Annotated in this window: 13 protein-coding genes; 1 reads left to right on the plus strand and 12 read right to left on the minus strand. The window is 40.2% G+C overall.

The genetic code is table 11. From position 1 onward, the window contains the following. Positions 1 to 34 precede the first annotated feature (34 nt). The 11 genes from BM294_RS03625 to BM294_RS03675 form a co-directional block, all read right to left on the minus strand. A complete protein-coding gene (locus tag BM294_RS03625; protein ID WP_091204983.1) occupies positions 35 to 1,057 on the minus strand; it encodes a CobW family GTP-binding protein in 1,023 nt (340 codons plus the stop codon). Positions 1,058 to 1,238: 181 nt separating this feature from the next. Next, positions 1,239 to 2,306 carry an NAD(P)-dependent alcohol dehydrogenase gene (locus BM294_RS03630; RefSeq protein ID WP_091204985.1) on the minus strand — a complete coding sequence of 356 codons (1,068 nt, stop codon included), beginning with the start codon at positions 2,304 to 2,306 and terminating at the stop codon, positions 1,239 to 1,241. 301 nt (positions 2,307 to 2,607) lie between these two features. Next, on the minus strand, positions 2,608 to 4,014 hold the full coding sequence (locus tag BM294_RS03635) for an HAD family hydrolase (protein ID WP_091204987.1): 1,407 nt from the start codon (positions 4,012 to 4,014) through the stop codon (positions 2,608 to 2,610). A 365-nt stretch (positions 4,015 to 4,379) separates the two neighbouring features. Beyond that, entirely contained in the window at positions 4,380 to 5,633 is a 1,254-nt protein-coding gene (locus BM294_RS03640; RefSeq protein ID WP_091204988.1) for a glycoside hydrolase family 10-like protein, read from the minus strand. Between the two features lie 95 nt (positions 5,634 to 5,728). Continuing rightward, positions 5,729 to 6,253, minus strand: coding sequence for an S-ribosylhomocysteine lyase (locus BM294_RS03645; protein ID WP_091204990.1), 525 nt, complete (start codon positions 6,251 to 6,253; stop codon positions 5,729 to 5,731). A gap of 75 nt (positions 6,254 to 6,328) precedes the next feature. Then, on the minus strand, positions 6,329 to 6,988 hold the full coding sequence (locus tag BM294_RS03650) for a basic helix-loop-helix domain-containing protein (RefSeq protein WP_091204991.1): 660 nt from the start codon (positions 6,986 to 6,988) through the stop codon (positions 6,329 to 6,331). 151 nt (positions 6,989 to 7,139) lie between these two features. After that, positions 7,140 to 7,697 carry an NAD(P)H-dependent oxidoreductase gene (locus BM294_RS03655; RefSeq protein WP_091204993.1) on the minus strand — a complete coding sequence of 186 codons (558 nt, stop codon included), beginning with the start codon at positions 7,695 to 7,697 and terminating at the stop codon, positions 7,140 to 7,142. A 291-nt stretch (positions 7,698 to 7,988) separates the two neighbouring features. After that, positions 7,989 to 10,163 (minus strand): methyl-accepting chemotaxis protein, encoded by a 2,175-nt coding sequence (locus BM294_RS03660; protein ID WP_242944410.1) that lies wholly within the window; start codon positions 10,161 to 10,163, stop codon positions 7,989 to 7,991. 125 nt (positions 10,164 to 10,288) lie between these two features. Continuing rightward, a complete protein-coding gene (gene nudC, locus BM294_RS03665; RefSeq protein WP_091204994.1) occupies positions 10,289 to 11,110 on the minus strand; it encodes an NAD(+) diphosphatase in 822 nt (273 codons plus the stop codon). Positions 11,111 to 11,278: 168 nt separating this feature from the next. Next, entirely contained in the window at positions 11,279 to 11,605 is a 327-nt protein-coding gene (locus BM294_RS03670) for a zinc ribbon domain-containing protein (RefSeq protein ID WP_091204996.1), read from the minus strand. A gap of 193 nt (positions 11,606 to 11,798) precedes the next feature. Further along, positions 11,799 to 12,437 carry a methylated-DNA--[protein]-cysteine S-methyltransferase gene (locus BM294_RS03675; RefSeq protein ID WP_091204997.1) on the minus strand — a complete coding sequence of 213 codons (639 nt, stop codon included), beginning with the start codon at positions 12,435 to 12,437 and terminating at the stop codon, positions 11,799 to 11,801. Between the two features lie 380 nt (positions 12,438 to 12,817). On the opposite strand from BM294_RS03675, the gene BM294_RS03680 reads away from it, so the two are divergent. Next, positions 12,818 to 13,966: a DUF362 domain-containing protein gene (locus BM294_RS03680; protein ID WP_091204999.1), complete on the plus strand. Its 1,149-nt coding sequence runs from the start codon at positions 12,818 to 12,820 to the stop codon at positions 13,964 to 13,966. A 219-nt stretch (positions 13,967 to 14,185) separates the two neighbouring features. Here BM294_RS03680 and BM294_RS03685 read toward each other — a convergent pair whose 3' ends face one another. Beyond that, positions 14,186 to 14,395 (minus strand): iron-containing alcohol dehydrogenase, encoded by a 210-nt coding sequence (locus BM294_RS03685; RefSeq protein ID WP_091205001.1) that lies wholly within the window; start codon positions 14,393 to 14,395, stop codon positions 14,186 to 14,188. Between the last annotated feature and the right edge of the window lie 2 nt (positions 14,396 to 14,397).

A 14,397-nucleotide genomic window follows, 5' to 3' on the forward strand; every position in this document is an offset into this window, starting at 1 on the left:
ATTTAAAAAATATCTGAATCAGCAGGACTTTTGTTCACCAAATATCATTAACCGCTGTCTTAAATCTCTTTTCCGGTATCTGTTGTATCTTTTGAATAACTTTTCTTCCACCGCAAAAACGCTTTCTTATCTTCCTTTCATCAAGGAATTGTCCGATAAATACGCACTGGCACTTTGTATCCGGAGAAGATGTTATGGCATACATACGATCTGCGAGATCAAATCTGAGCATTTCACCTTCTATTAGAACGGTTCCCTTTGCTCTCGCCATATGACCAAACTCACCATGAAGGCAGTCTTCAAGAAACATAACTAATTCTGCCGGATTATCAAGTTCAGTTTTAGTAATGCTTACCTGTGAAAATGAATCAGCACCATTCCGCTTCCAGGACAACATTGATGCATCTGCCGAATTTAAACCGTTAATATACTGACTGTCACCCCCCGTATCGACTGACTCATTTATATCCATAAGTGAATTCCACCATTCAGCATTCATATAGGAATAATGTGATCCTGTTATATCAGCATTTGGATTGATATCATGAATCATTTCAGATACTCTTTGAAGAATATCGGCTGAAGTATGTTCACATTTTGAAAAAACAACGGTAGAAGCATTTTCAATCTGATCCCTGTAAAGTTCAGGCCATTCCTTCATGTTATTTGTAAAATTTTCAGGAGAAAGAACAACAACCGGCTTCAACAGACTGATATTACTATGCAGTAAAGGACTTAGGTTACGGATGATATTACTCAGTTTTCCCACTCCTGTAGGTTCAACCACAAGATACTCGGGATCAAGGGATGAATAGATGGTAAATACCGAATTTGCAAAGCTGTCCTTCATGGAACAGCAAACACATCCTTCCATGAATTCCATAACCTTAATATCATCTTTTTGGGCGGTCTCAGCTTTCAATTCCAGTGAATCAAGATTATTATCGCCATACTCATTTTCCATGATTACAGGATGAGTCTCGGTTTTTTTTATTAGTTCTTTTATAAATGTTGTTTTTCCTGCACCGAGAAAACCGGATACCAATAGTATTTTCATCGTATGACTCCTGATATTCTAAAAATATTTCATTTGAACTTATTGTCCGCTGTCTACCTGTTGACTGACAACTGAAACTATATAAAAGAACGGACGGTCAGAAGACCGCCCGAAATATCCATATTACACGCCACATATCGAAATCTCATTTGCGACGGTGCTAATCAATAGATATAAATGATCACGGCTGATTATCAAGGATAACAACCGGCTTAATGAGATCAGCAGGCTTATCTTTCATGAGCTGAAGAGCTTCAGGAATATGCTCCCAGCCATGGAATACATGTGTAGAAAGTTTGCTTACATCAAGTTTTCCTGAAGAAATAAGTGAACCAAGCTTCTCCATACGAAGTCTTCCACCAGGCATAAGACCACCTGCGATCTGCTTGTGTCCCATTCCTACGCCCCACTCTACACGAGGAATAGTTACAAAATCACCGCTTCCAAGGTAGTTGACATTACCGATCTTTCCGCCGGCCTTAAGTGACTTGACAGCGGATTCAAATGTATTAACTCCACCACCTGCTACGATAACCTTATCTACACCCTTACCATCAGTCATAGCGAGAACCTGATCTTCTATAGTACCATTCTTGTAACTGATGAAATCATCTGCTCCATAGAATCTTGCAGCATCAACACACTTAGGACGTGTACCTACTGCAATAATACGTGATGCACCACGAAGACGTGCACCGGCAACACTCATCAATCCTACAGGACCGATACCTATAACAAGAACTGTATCACCAAACTGAACATCTGCAAGTTCTACGCCATGGAATCCTGTTGGTACCATATCTGAAAGCATGCAGGCATCTTCAAGAGTCATACCCTCAGGCATATGTGCTAGATTACCGTCAGCATCATTAACATGGAAAAACTCAGAATCAAGACCATCCTTAAAGTTTGAGAACTTCCAGCCTGCAAGCATTCCGCCTGAATGCATCGAATAACCGGCCTGAGCTTCAAGTGAATTCCAATCAGGTGTGATTGCAGGAACAAGAACCTTGTCACCCGGTTTGAAATCCTTAACCATGCTTCCTACTTCAACAACCTCAGCGCAGCCCTCGTGACCAAGGATCATATTATGACGATCACCTACAGCACCTTCCCAGACTGTGTGTACATCGGAAGTACAAATAGCGATAGCGAGCGGACGACATATAGCATCCATAGGACCACAAGCCGGACGCTCCTTCTCAATCCAACCTACCTCGCCAATTTTAAGCATTGCAAAACCCTTCATGTAATACCTCCTCATATTGTTATTTTTTTACCGATCTACATGATATGTACATTATATACTAGTGATACTAATATGTCACTAATATATGAGAACAATTTAACAATAAAAGGATATTTCTTTTTTTATCCCACAATAAAATATGCACAATATCTGACATTTCACGGCCGGATATTGTGCATTATTGAACATAAAGTGAATCGATTAGAAAGATAGCATAAGACCTCTCATCAATTTCCTCTGAAATATTCAGTCTCATACCTGTACTCTGAGAAAATTCTGATGAAATCTGCTATATTCGGATTTATGCTGCCTTCTTTGCATCGGAATTCTTTTTCGAAGCAGTGTCCGCTACAGTTTCTGTTACTGTGCCACTTACATCAGGCTCTTTGTATTGAACATCTGCTCTCGTTATTTTTTTAGGATAAATATTTACAAAATCATTCTTCATTGAGATCGGTATGTACCCTTGCTTTTCATATTCAGCTGATTTTTCCTCCCAGTTCTGCTTACCCCATTCTCTGACATCATCATCGGCTACGACCATATAAGCCTGTGCAGGATAAGGATTTCTCTTATCGATGGCATAGTTCATCATACTTGTATCACTTCCGCTGTTTCCGAAAGCAAGAACAGGACGCTGACCGATCTCTCTTTCTATCCAGATGGTCTTATTTGCATTAAGATTCTTCTGGATAAATCCGCCTGTGAATATTAGTTCATCCCCATCATTGTATTTGAAATCCGTGTTGGAAGGAACTTCTTCATACCCTTTAACTTTTACTTCAAATTCGGTTCCGATTATGTGATTAGGTGAAACATAATTGCTGATCGGTGAGTTTGCCACTATTGCTCTTGTGGTAGTACGCTCAGTTCCACTCACTACATAAACGGTATAATCATTGTCATAAAGATACTTCACTACTTCAACCATAGGAAGATAGAATCCATCGATATATCTCATATTGTTGAAACTGGGCGTCTCTTTCTGTCCGAACTCACACGCATAATCATAGAGTTCCTGTACGGTCATACCGGCATACGCTTTTGCAAATTTTCTTGCAAGAGCCTCTCCTGCGGTATAACCCGGCTTTAACTCAAGTGCCGACTCCTTAAGATCATCACTGACCTTTTCCGGATGATCCTCAAGACAATAGCTTATAAACATACATGTATCATAGTACGTGAAGAATGTCTCACATGTAAGTGTTCCATCCATATCAAATACTGCGATTCTATCCTTTACAGGAATATAACCTTCAGACTTTTCATCTACAGATTCTGTTACAAATTCTACAAGAGACTGCATAGCAGGTGATGAAGGATCCCATTCAGGGATAACTGTAGCGGTTTTTTCAGTTTTTTTCTCATTTAAATCAATGATCTTTGAGTCAGACGCAGCTTCTTTAGTTTCCGCTTCAGATAATCTCTCTTCCTTGGAAGCTTCAACTGTGGTTTCAGTTTCTGTCTCAGATTCTTTGGTCGCATCCTTTGATTCAACTACCTTTGTTTCTTTTACAGTTTCTTTTGTGGTTTCTTTAGTAGTTTCTTTGGTTTCCTCTTCAGTTACAGTCTCTTCTGTTTTGGTCTCTTCTGCAGTGGTTTCTGTTGCAACAGCAGCTGTTGTTGCAGACGGAACGGATGTTGCTTCACATGCAGTCATACTTAAAGGTAAAGCCAAAGCCATCATCAGTGAAATCAGTTTTTTCATGTTTTATTATACCCTCCATTCATAAATACAGTAAAAACCCGCCACATGGTTCGGGCATCACCACGCTAAAGATTTCGACAGCATTTACAGCCGATATAAGATAAATTTCCGTTATAGTGTATAACAATTCCCATAAACAGACATTTTATGATAGGATGAGACGTTCGGTACAATTTGTATCGTTATTTTAATAGTCACATGTAAAAGAAAGCTACGGAAGGAAATCAGTTAAAGTATGGTATTGGATTTATTGGATATGATTGACAGCATTATGTATTACCCGGTTCTCATCATTGTCATGACACTTACGGGTTTGTACTTTACAGTGCTTACGAAAGGTGTTCAGATCAGATTGTCAGACCGCCTCAGATTCCAAGGAAAATATTCTTCAGATTTTCAACTTCTGTTTTAGCTTTACTGTCAACAAGATTCTGATATGCATAAACACCAAATCCCGAAACTTTTCCGGTGCCTAAAGCTGTGAGAACCTCTCTTGCCAGTATGTCATTATATCTCAGCCACTCAGGAACAGCATTGCCGTCCCAGGTATCTGTATTGCATTTATATAATGCGAGACCTACATAAAGCTTTACTTTGCTTTTATTCTTATCCATAAGCTTAATCCAATCATTAAGACATACTTCAAAAGCTGCTTCAGACACAGCTCCGCTTCCGGTCTTCTGTTCAAAACCAAAGTATATCTGAGGCAATATATAATCTATATATTTATCCGATGAAAGCCACTTGTCTATATCGACAAAATAACTTCTGTTGCTCTTTAAATACTTAAGTTCCGCCACAGGACTGACACCGAAAACTGCACTGCTTTTCATCTCATGAACTTTCGCATAAACAGCTTCGATAAGGGCTGAAACATTCTCTCTTCTCCAGTCAGCTATAGACAGACTGCTTCCGGATGAAGCATACTCGGGATAGTCAAAATTTGTATCAGCTCCTTCCCCTAGTCCGGGATAGAAATAATCATCGAACTGAACACCGTCCACATCATACTTTGTCATCACTTCTTGAACTGCAGACACAATGAGATCCCGTGCTTCTTTTTTCGAAGGATTCAGATAGTAGCTTCCATCAAACAAAAGAACATTTCTGTTTGTTTCTGCATTATCATACATTCTCCTTGAAATCGAATCAGCACTTTCTTCTTCCCACTTTTTCATTGAACCAGTAACTCTGTATGGATTCAGCCATGCGTGAAACTGCAGGCCATGTCTATGGGCAGAATCAATCATATATTGAAGTGCATCAAACTTATCAGAATCTGTAGGCAGGAATTTTGAAACCGGAAAAATATCTGATTTATAGTAAGCATCTGTATGACTGTGCACATGGCAAAAAATCGCATTCATACCATTTGCCGCAATGTTTTCCATCACTTTATCAGCTTCTTTTTTGAATTGAACTTCATCCGATGGCATGTCCGCCCAATTGATATATGAGAACCATACTCCCTTTAATCCATCTTTCGCACCAGGTGCCGAATTGATGCCCGCAGCTCTTGAACTAATGACACCACACATAAGCAAACACATGATAACAGCTAGCATGCACTTATGAAAATATTTCCGGAAACACTGTACTGACCATACTTCATATCTCATTGATTCATCCCCTACTTCATAACATTTATTCTTTACAGTTTATAAAAAACATGACCCTGAAATCAGGGTCATGTGACTTTTTCAGCTATTCGCAATCAGGAATCGAAGAAATGCTGTCCGTCATCAGTTACAAGTCGTTCTGTCTTTGGATACTCATATATATCATCATTTTCCGCATTGGCTTCAAGATAAGAAACAAACTCGTTTGCATACCATTTTGCCATATCAAGATTGTGCATACGGTAATATCCGCAATTCTCAGGAGTTGTTCCCGGCACAACCTGTGTATCATTGACAGACTTAAATGATCTGAGAATCAGATCGAAAACTTCCTTTGAAGTGCGGTCACCCTTAAGGATGAGATAAAATCCTGTGAGACATCCCATAGGTCCCCAGTAAATAACCTCGTCTTTCCAGTCAGGATCATTACGAAGACAGGTTGCAATGATGTGTTCAAGGGAATGCATGGCAGCAACATCTATCACCGGTTCCCTGTTTGGTCTCTTAAGTCTGACATCATATGTAGTGACTGAATAATCACCCAAATGATCAACCCTGCTTGTAAAAATACCCGGTACAATACGAGTATGGTCTACTGAAAAACTTTGTATCAATTCCATTTACAATTATCCTCCTGTTTAAACCGCATGTCTTTTAAATGGCCTGATGCTATAATACCATCCTTATGACTTTAATTACATAAGAATCTTACTTCTGTCATCAACTTTCAAAGTATTGCGGAGAAGAGTTGTATTTTTCCAGACGTCATCTTCAGTCATTGAATCAATCTTTACGGCAGCGACTGCTTTTGCTTCTTCTTTATTCTTTGCCTTAACAGTGATTCTTCCATACAATTCACAAGTAAACGGTACCTGATATTCTGAATATAAAGTCTGCTTTTCAGCCTTGTAAGCCATTTCTCCAAATGTCTTTGCATCAGTATTAAATGCAGCCTGTGAAGTGATTGATGGCCAGAAAAGAATAACATTTGTAAGACATCCGCCACTTTCATCAGCGGGTCCAAGATCATAGGCGATAATGATCGATACAGTTTTTGAGAGCTTCTCATCAAGAGTTTTGGCTACTCTTTTTGCCATATCAAGATTATTTGTCTGTGAAGATCTGCTGTAGTCGGCAATAAGTGCTATACCGTATTCCCCCTTATACTGAGCAAGGCAGCAGCTCAAACCTTCCTTGTTTTCTTCCCAGAGTTCTGTATGTACACTTCGAAGCTCTTCAGGAAGTTCATCATAAGTCAGTTCTTTCCCATCCTTTATGAACTCACCACGGTTATTAGACCAAAAGATAAAGTCATTCAGAAAATCCTCTTCCATTTCTTTGATGTAATAGATCATAGTTCTTCTCCTTTTGAGATTTTCACCCGCTCACTTAGCCACACTACGATGGCAGGAGCAGTTTGTTCACGTACATTTCTATATATACTATGTTATACCACAAGCTGAAAAAGTAAGCATTATTAATAGCATAAGTCCCTGTAAGTATCTTTCAACCTGATGAAATATCAGCCAACGCTTTATTCATTATCGATTCCACATCTGCTCCGACTATGTCAAGTCCCGTAGCCTTGATAAGTTCTACATCCCCGATGCCGTAAAAATTCTGAGCCAATGCTTTTATATACATAAAACCAAACTCATCCGGAACGTAACTTCCTCCTGCAGTCATTATGTAATACAGTTTTTCAGCCTTACATAATCCATGGGGCATACCTTCAGCTGTGTACTCAAAAGTAATCCCAAGAACATTGATATGTTCGATGTACTGCTTAAGAGATGCCGGAAAAGAAAGATCCCAATATGGGGCTGCAATGACGATAGTATCAGCTGATGCAAACTGTCTTGCCAGCGAAAACGAGTCATCATCAAAACAACCGGAAGCTATCAGACTGTCTCTTTTTTTGAGAAAGTTTTCATCTGTTTTTGGAAAACTCACTTCTTCCAGCCTGATTTCTGTATAATCATCTCCGATTTTTTCAAGAAGAGCCCACGCCAGTTTTCCTGTTCTTGATTCATCACGAACACATGAATTTACAAATAAAACCATTTGGTAATTACCCTTTCATAATTCTTCTTAAGATTTCTCTGATACTCTTTTTATTTAAAACTTAAAGCTATGGAACACTGATTAAATCAGTATTTCCCTAGAGCCTCCTGCGTCGCGGTACGGATTTTCAAAGGAAGTTGATGCTTCGCATCGAAAATCCGGCCAGAGGAACGCTTTAATCAGCATTTCCCTATATTCTCAAATGAATACTTTTTCATGTTACATCAGGCATGCAAAATCCGTGGCTGAGCCACGGATTTTCCCTCTTCATAATTTTTCCCGGATGGAACATTATCCTCTTAACCGGAATTTTGTAACAAGACCATCGAGTTTTTCTGCCTGAGTTGAAAGTTCCTGGCTGGCTGCCGCACTCTCCTCTGCTGTTGCCGAGTTGGTCTGTACTACTGAAGAAATCTGATCGATTCCTTCTGTTACCTGCTGTATACCGGCACTCTGCTGTTCAGAAGCTTCAGAAATCTTGCTTATCAGTTCATCGATTCTTGTGAAGCTTTCGGATACCTTGCCAAGGGCGATTGCAGTCTCATCTGTGATTCCTGCACCCTTATGTACAGCCTCAATCGTATCTTCGATAAGCTTAGCAGTATCACCTGCAGCATCCTGCGACTTCTTTGCCAGATTACCTACCTCATCAGCTACAACAGCAAATCCCTTTCCGGCAGTTCCTGCTCTTGCCGCCTCAATCGCTGCATTAAGTGCAAGAATGTTAGTCTGGAATGCAATGTCATCAATAGTCTTGATGATCTTGCCTATTTCATTTGCCTTCTCTGTTATTTCTGTCATGGAGTTAGACATTTCCCGCATCTTATCATTGGATGTTCTGACTGCATCATTGGAACCCTGACTGATCATTGCAGCTTCCTTGGTCAGGTCTGTTGTGCTAAGTACCTTCCTGGAAATATTTCCCATAGCCTTTGAAAGATCCTCAACCGATGAAGCCTGCTCTGTAGATCCCTGTGCCAGCGCCTGGGAACCGGAAGCAACCTGCTCTGCTTCACCGGATACCTGATTTGCCGAACTCTTGATCTCTCTCATGGTTGCAGATAATTCTGTACTGATGCTGTTCACAGCTTCTTTCAACGGTGCATATGCTCCTACATACAGTTCCCTGTGTCGGTTCGAATCAGTATTGAAGTTACCTGCTGCAAGCTGTGTCAGATTCTCTGAAAGATCCTCGATAATCTTGCGAAGTCTCTCAATAAACTGGTGAATCGAGTCTGCAAGAACTCCGATTTCATCATTTCCTTTGTATGATACATCTACATCAAAGTTACCAACTGCAACTTTCTGTGCAGCATCTCCGATTCGATTGAGAGGTGCGAGAGTTTTCGTCAGAAGACTGACTACGACAAGACTTAGAACAGCAAGTGCAATAATTGCAAATATCACGATAAAAATGACTATATCATAATTCGGAGCATAATAATCATTCTGCTGAAGTGCGCATTGTGTCCACCAGTATCCGCCGCCAACTTCAATCGGTGAGAAGTAACGGATTACCTTTCCGTTCTTTTGAGAGGTACTTGTGAACTTGAATCTCTCATGTGTCTGCTCGCCATTTGTAAAATCAGCAAAGCTCTTTTCTCCGATGACATCCTTGAAACTGGTTCCAATGATAGCCAGATTGCTGCTGAGCAGGAAATCACCGCTTCCGCTGAATACATTGTAGATCATATTGTTGAACGGAGGATGTTTATCCACGATAATACCGAATGACGCCGTATCTATGGTGATGATAACAGTACCTTTAAATGCACCATCAGAAACTATAGGATAGTAAAGCGTTACAACCTTCATCTCATCCATCTCGTATGCCGACGATGTTCCATTCTCAAGAGATGATTTTGCCGGAGCATAATACTCAGCATTTGCATAGGAATCGTATTCAAGATTTCTAACAATTCCATTTTCGTTATCAGTTCTTGTTATGTAAGGTGCGAACTGTTTCATATCCTTTGAAAATGCACCCGGTTCCATAAGGATTCCGACACCAGCTATATAATCATATGTTGATACTGCATGAATCAATGAATTCAATACAACGGTTTCAGCTGCATATCTGCTTCCACTGATTTCTTCACCTGTCACACGGCTGAAAAAAGTGCCGGTCGTCGGTTGTGGCTGTTCCTTGATATCGCCCTCAACCGTCCATGACGCAACAATACCTGATTCCCTGCTGTCATCCGACGCATACATACGCTTCATTACTGTCTGGATATTCTCATCAATATCATTTGCAACATTCAAAATTGACTGGATCTTTGAGGCACCTTTGTCTGCCATTGCGTACATGGTCTTGTCAGTAGCTTTCAGCATGGATCCGCCGACAAAAACAATGATTGCTATCGTCATTGCCGCAAAAACCCCCAGAAGTACAATTGCAACAATTGCGGCCAGCTTTCTACTTATACTGGACTTTTTACGTAATGTCGCTTTCCCGTATTTCATTTTTGTTCTCCTTCAATCAATATTCGTTAAAGCTTCTGTACAATTTCACGTTCATATCATCAAGGGTTATATCGGCAGTATTATCAATAAAAATAACAGGCATCACAAAATGATACCTGTTTTTATCAATTGAGAAGATTTTCTTTGAAAACCTTCATCATCTCATTTGTAAGACTCAGATTATTTGGCTGAAGCTCAATACACTCTCTTTTCACCCAATCTGCATATTTTAACTCATTCTCATCCATGCGGATCTTTCCATCACCATCTGCCTCACAGAAAAAACCTACCAGAATATCCTGCGCCATTCCCCATGGTTGTGATTTATAGTAACGGATGTTTTTCACCGAAACTCCGGTTTCCTCCATCACTTCTCTCGCAACAGTTTCCTCAAGTGTTTCTCCTATCTCCGTGAATCCTGCCACCAGTGCGTTATGTCCATATCCTCTACGATATTTCGTGATCAAAATGCAATCATCCTTTATGACACCTACGATAACCGCCGGATTGATTCTTGGATAAATGATATTGTTACATTCAGGACATCTCAAAGCTCTTTCTTTCTCATCAAACACTAAACGATGTCCGCATTTGCCACAATACTTATTGTCATCATACCATTTCCAGAGATGGTACCCTGTAAAAAGCGCAAACACTTCTTTCCCGGAAAACCTGTCACGAATCTCCCGGATTGAATAATAGTCAAATCCTTCCCTGATGAAAACATGCACTCCTGTTTTCAAAAAGAATCTGGTTTCATCCACTGAAAAGAGATATATCACATCATCTGAACCTGTATCTTTTTCGGTGAGAAAAACAACTTCGCCATCCTTTTCCCCGACAAGTATTTTTCCGTCTTTGTCAAAAACAAGAATACTGTCATCATCTCTGATGTCAAAATTCGTAAACGCATTATTTAATCTGCTTGGGTAAATATCCTGTATCATTTTCTGTCCTTATTCCGTCCTTTCGATATTCCGTGAATTGATTAGTGTCATAGAATGAGTTAATTCAGCCAGGGAAACGCTTTAATCAGTATTTCTCTGAAATAAAAAAACTACGGAGATGAAAGCGCATGGTATAAAATCAAGCTTTTTATCACCCGGGATTTATGTTTAGTTAACGTTTAATGCTCCACCGCAATTCGAACAGAAATTACCACCGCTATTGGGAGTTCCGCAGTACGGACAGAATCCGGGCGTACGTTTACCCAAAACCTGTTGAGCCGATTCAAGGAGAGCTTTGCGTTTCTGTTCATCCTCCCTGATGATTCTCTGTGCTTCTTCCTCCGCACGCAGACGTTCTTCCGGTGTCATTCTGGCCATAGTCTCCAGAGCCAGCCTTTGTGCTTCTTCAAGCTTTTTGGCCAATTCTTCCGGAGAAAGGGAGGCAGCAGCTTTTAATTTTGCCATCTCTTCTTCATAATTATAGTTTGTATCCATTTCCAACCTCCTCGTCTTTTTATAAATCAGTTGAAATATAAACAATTCTTCCGTACCCGGCACGGTGTTTTATTCCCATATCAAAAGAATACTTCTACAGGCATCAACAGCAAATATATCATTGATCACATTTCACACAGACACAAGTGGGAGAATCATGATATTTATAACATTATATCACCTGTTGCACATATTAAGCGGTGCAAATAATATCAATCGCATATCTTGACAAATCAACTCTGCCATCAATAACTTCTATTCCATCCGCTTCCAGAAGTTCTTTCTGAGCCCACGCTCCACCAAATGCATACTCCCCGGCCAACTCACCCTTTGAATTCACCACCCGATAACAAGGTATATTGTCAAAATCAGGATTTTTGTGTAAAGCATTACCAACTGCCCGACACATCTTCGGATTTCCTGCCATGGCAGCTACCTGCGCGTAGGTTGCCACTTTTCCTTTTGGAATTCTTTTTACCGCTTCATATATACGTTTGGTAGGACTGTCTGTCACAAGATAATAGCTTTCTGCTATCATTCTTTTTATTTCTTCATCAGGAATAGAACCATCTAATATCACTGTATTCCAATGCTCTTTATTCTGATGATACCCCGGTAAAACTGACTTATATGCTTTTCTCCAAAAATCGCGCCATTCAGGATCACATTTCAAATTCAGACAAATCTGCCCATCCTTTTCATATGTCCACAAAAATGCTTTTTTACCGGGCTTGACTCTTATCAGCTGCCAGTTTGCATCATGAAATGGAGCCTCCTGATATGTATCAGCAAATGTCAAACCATATGCCAATGCCTCTTCTCTGGTTTTCATACATTATCCTCTAATTCTTTAAAGTTACTTTAAGAAAACGCTGATTAAAGCGTTTTCCTGCCGGATTTTCAATGCGAAGCATCAAATCCCTTTGAAAATCCGCGCCCCGACGCCGGAGATTCTGATGAACCACTGATGATATAAGTGGTTCCTTAGATTATACTACAAAACATTTCAGTATTCGGATTTATAAACTTTTGATCGTACATTACCGTAAGTAAACAATTTTTTATTAAAACTATTTTATAATGATACAAATGCAGTATTCTAAAAAAATATAAACTGTTAAAATAAATTTAATTTACAGCTTTAACTGTCAGGGAAAAGTTGTTTATGTTTAGAACTAATGCCAGGTTTTGTTTATCAAAAAGGAGATTTTTATGGATAAGTCAAAAGTCTATTTTACAGATTTTCGGACTACTTTAGGTGTCAGTCTTCCCAGCAAATTGCAGAAACTAATACGAACTGCCGGTATTGGAAACATAGATTTTGAAGGTAAGTTTACTGCTATAAAGATGCATTTTGGTGAGCTGGGTAATCTTGCATATCTTCGACCAAACTATGCTAAAGCTGTGGCAGACATAGTCAAGGAGCTTGGAGGTCTTCCTTATCTCACCGACTGTAATACACTGTATCCCGGCAGTAGAAAAAATGCTCTTGAACATCTTGACTGTGCCAACATCAATGGGTTTAATATCATAACTACGGGATGTCAGATAATCATCGGAGACGGACTACGTGGTACAGATGATATTGAAGTACCTGTTCATAACGGCGAATACTGTAAAGAGGCCTATATCGGGCGTGCAGTGATGGATGCAGATATCTTTATCTCATTAACACATTTCAAGGGTCATGAACAGGCAGGCTTCGGTGGTGCTATAAAGAATATCGGTATGGGCTGTGGAAGCAGAGCCGGAAAGATGCAGCAGCATAAAAGCGGTCATCCTCATGTTGATGAAAACCTTTGTCGCGGATGTCTTCATTGTGCCAAAGAATGTGGTTCAGATGCCATATCCTATCCTGAAAGGATTGTGAACGGAAAAACAGTGAAACGCGCTTATATCGATCCTGAACTTTGTAAAGGTTGCGGCAGATGTATCGGTGCCTGCGGCTTTGACGCTATTTCCAACGATAATGATGATGCGCCGCAGATGCTTGGCAGACGTATGGCTGAATACACTCAGGCTGTGTGCTATGGGCGCCCGTGTTTTCATATAAGTCTCATCTGCGATGTATCTCCAAACTGTGACTGTCACGGCGAAAATGATGCACCTATACTGCCTGATATAGGTATGCTGGCTTCTTTTGATCCTGTTGCTCTTGATCAGGCATGCGTTGATCTTTGTCAGAAAGCATCACCTATACGTAACAGTCAGCTTGGTGATAATATGGCTTCACCTCATTTTCATGATCATGGAGACGTATGGCTCAATTCCAATCCGAATGTTGCATGGAAGGAAACCCTCGAACATGCTGAAAAAATCGGTCTCGGTACCAGAGAATATGAACTGATCATTATGAAATGATTTGATGCCAGAGTCATGATTGTTATGCCTGTTCTTTCTCTTTCCAATCATCTAGGTAAATAAGAATTCCCCGGAAATGTATCTTTACGACACATCTCCGGGGATATTATTTCTATATCCGGGCTCTAAAGACGGAACGGCACTGTAAATCACTCATCAAATCCCACAAACCATGTGATGACAAATCCGAGGATTGTTGCCATAACTGCTGCCACGCATCTATCCCGCCTCAGTGAAAGCTTCTGACTCTATTCCTGCCTCACGAAGATCTCCGGTACACTTTTCTACCATCCCGATCTTATGAAGATGGGGCCCAGAAATAATATACGCCTTCTTTCCACCTGCCTTTACGGCGAGTTCAGGGAGCCTTAACAGGCTCCCTGCTCCGAAAACAACATTCTGCGGTATAGAAAATGAAAATGTCTCCATAT

The sequence above is a fragment of the Oribacterium sp. WCC10 genome (genome assembly GCF_900113415.1).
Lineage (GTDB): Bacteria > Bacillota > Clostridia > Lachnospirales > Lachnospiraceae > Oribacterium.

What these genes read in the sequence shown, in the direction of transcription:
- BM294_RS03630 (WP_091204985.1), bottom strand. Translation starts at nt 2,306, where the DNA reads ATGAAGGGTTTTGCAATGCTTAAAATTGGCGAGGTAGGTTGGATTGAG.
- BM294_RS03650 (WP_091204991.1), bottom strand. Translation starts at nt 6,988, where the DNA reads ATGATCTATTACATCAAAGAAATGGAAGAGGATTTTCTGAATGACTTT.
- BM294_RS03655 (WP_091204993.1), bottom strand. Translation starts at nt 7,697, where the DNA reads ATGGTTTTATTTGTAAATTCATGTGTTCGTGATGAATCAAGAACAGGA.
- BM294_RS03635 (WP_091204987.1), bottom strand. Translation starts at nt 4,014, where the DNA reads ATGAAAAAACTGATTTCACTGATGATGGCTTTGGCTTTACCTTTAAGT.
- BM294_RS03625 (WP_091204983.1), bottom strand. Translation starts at nt 1,057, where the DNA reads ATGAAAATACTATTGGTATCCGGTTTTCTCGGTGCAGGAAAAACAACA.
- BM294_RS03660 (WP_242944410.1), bottom strand. Translation starts at nt 10,163, where the DNA reads ATGAAATACGGGAAAGCGACATTACGTAAAAAGTCCAGTATAAGTAGA.
- nudC (WP_091204994.1), bottom strand. Translation starts at nt 11,110, where the DNA reads ATGATACAGGATATTTACCCAAGCAGATTAAATAATGCGTTTACGAAT.
- BM294_RS03675 (WP_091204997.1), bottom strand. Translation starts at nt 12,437, where the DNA reads ATGAAAACCAGAGAAGAGGCATTGGCATATGGTTTGACATTTGCTGAT.
- BM294_RS03685 (WP_091205001.1), bottom strand. Translation starts at nt 14,395, where the DNA reads ATGGAGACATTTTCATTTTCTATACCGCAGAATGTTGTTTTCGGAGCA.
- BM294_RS03645 (WP_091204990.1), bottom strand. Translation starts at nt 6,253, where the DNA reads ATGGAATTGATACAAAGTTTTTCAGTAGACCATACTCGTATTGTACCG.
- BM294_RS03680 (WP_091204999.1), top strand. Translation starts at nt 12,818, where the DNA reads ATGGATAAGTCAAAAGTCTATTTTACAGATTTTCGGACTACTTTAGGT.
- BM294_RS03670 (WP_091204996.1), bottom strand. Translation starts at nt 11,605, where the DNA reads ATGGATACAAACTATAATTATGAAGAAGAGATGGCAAAATTAAAAGCT.
- BM294_RS03640 (WP_091204988.1), bottom strand. Translation starts at nt 5,633, where the DNA reads ATGAGATATGAAGTATGGTCAGTACAGTGTTTCCGGAAATATTTTCAT.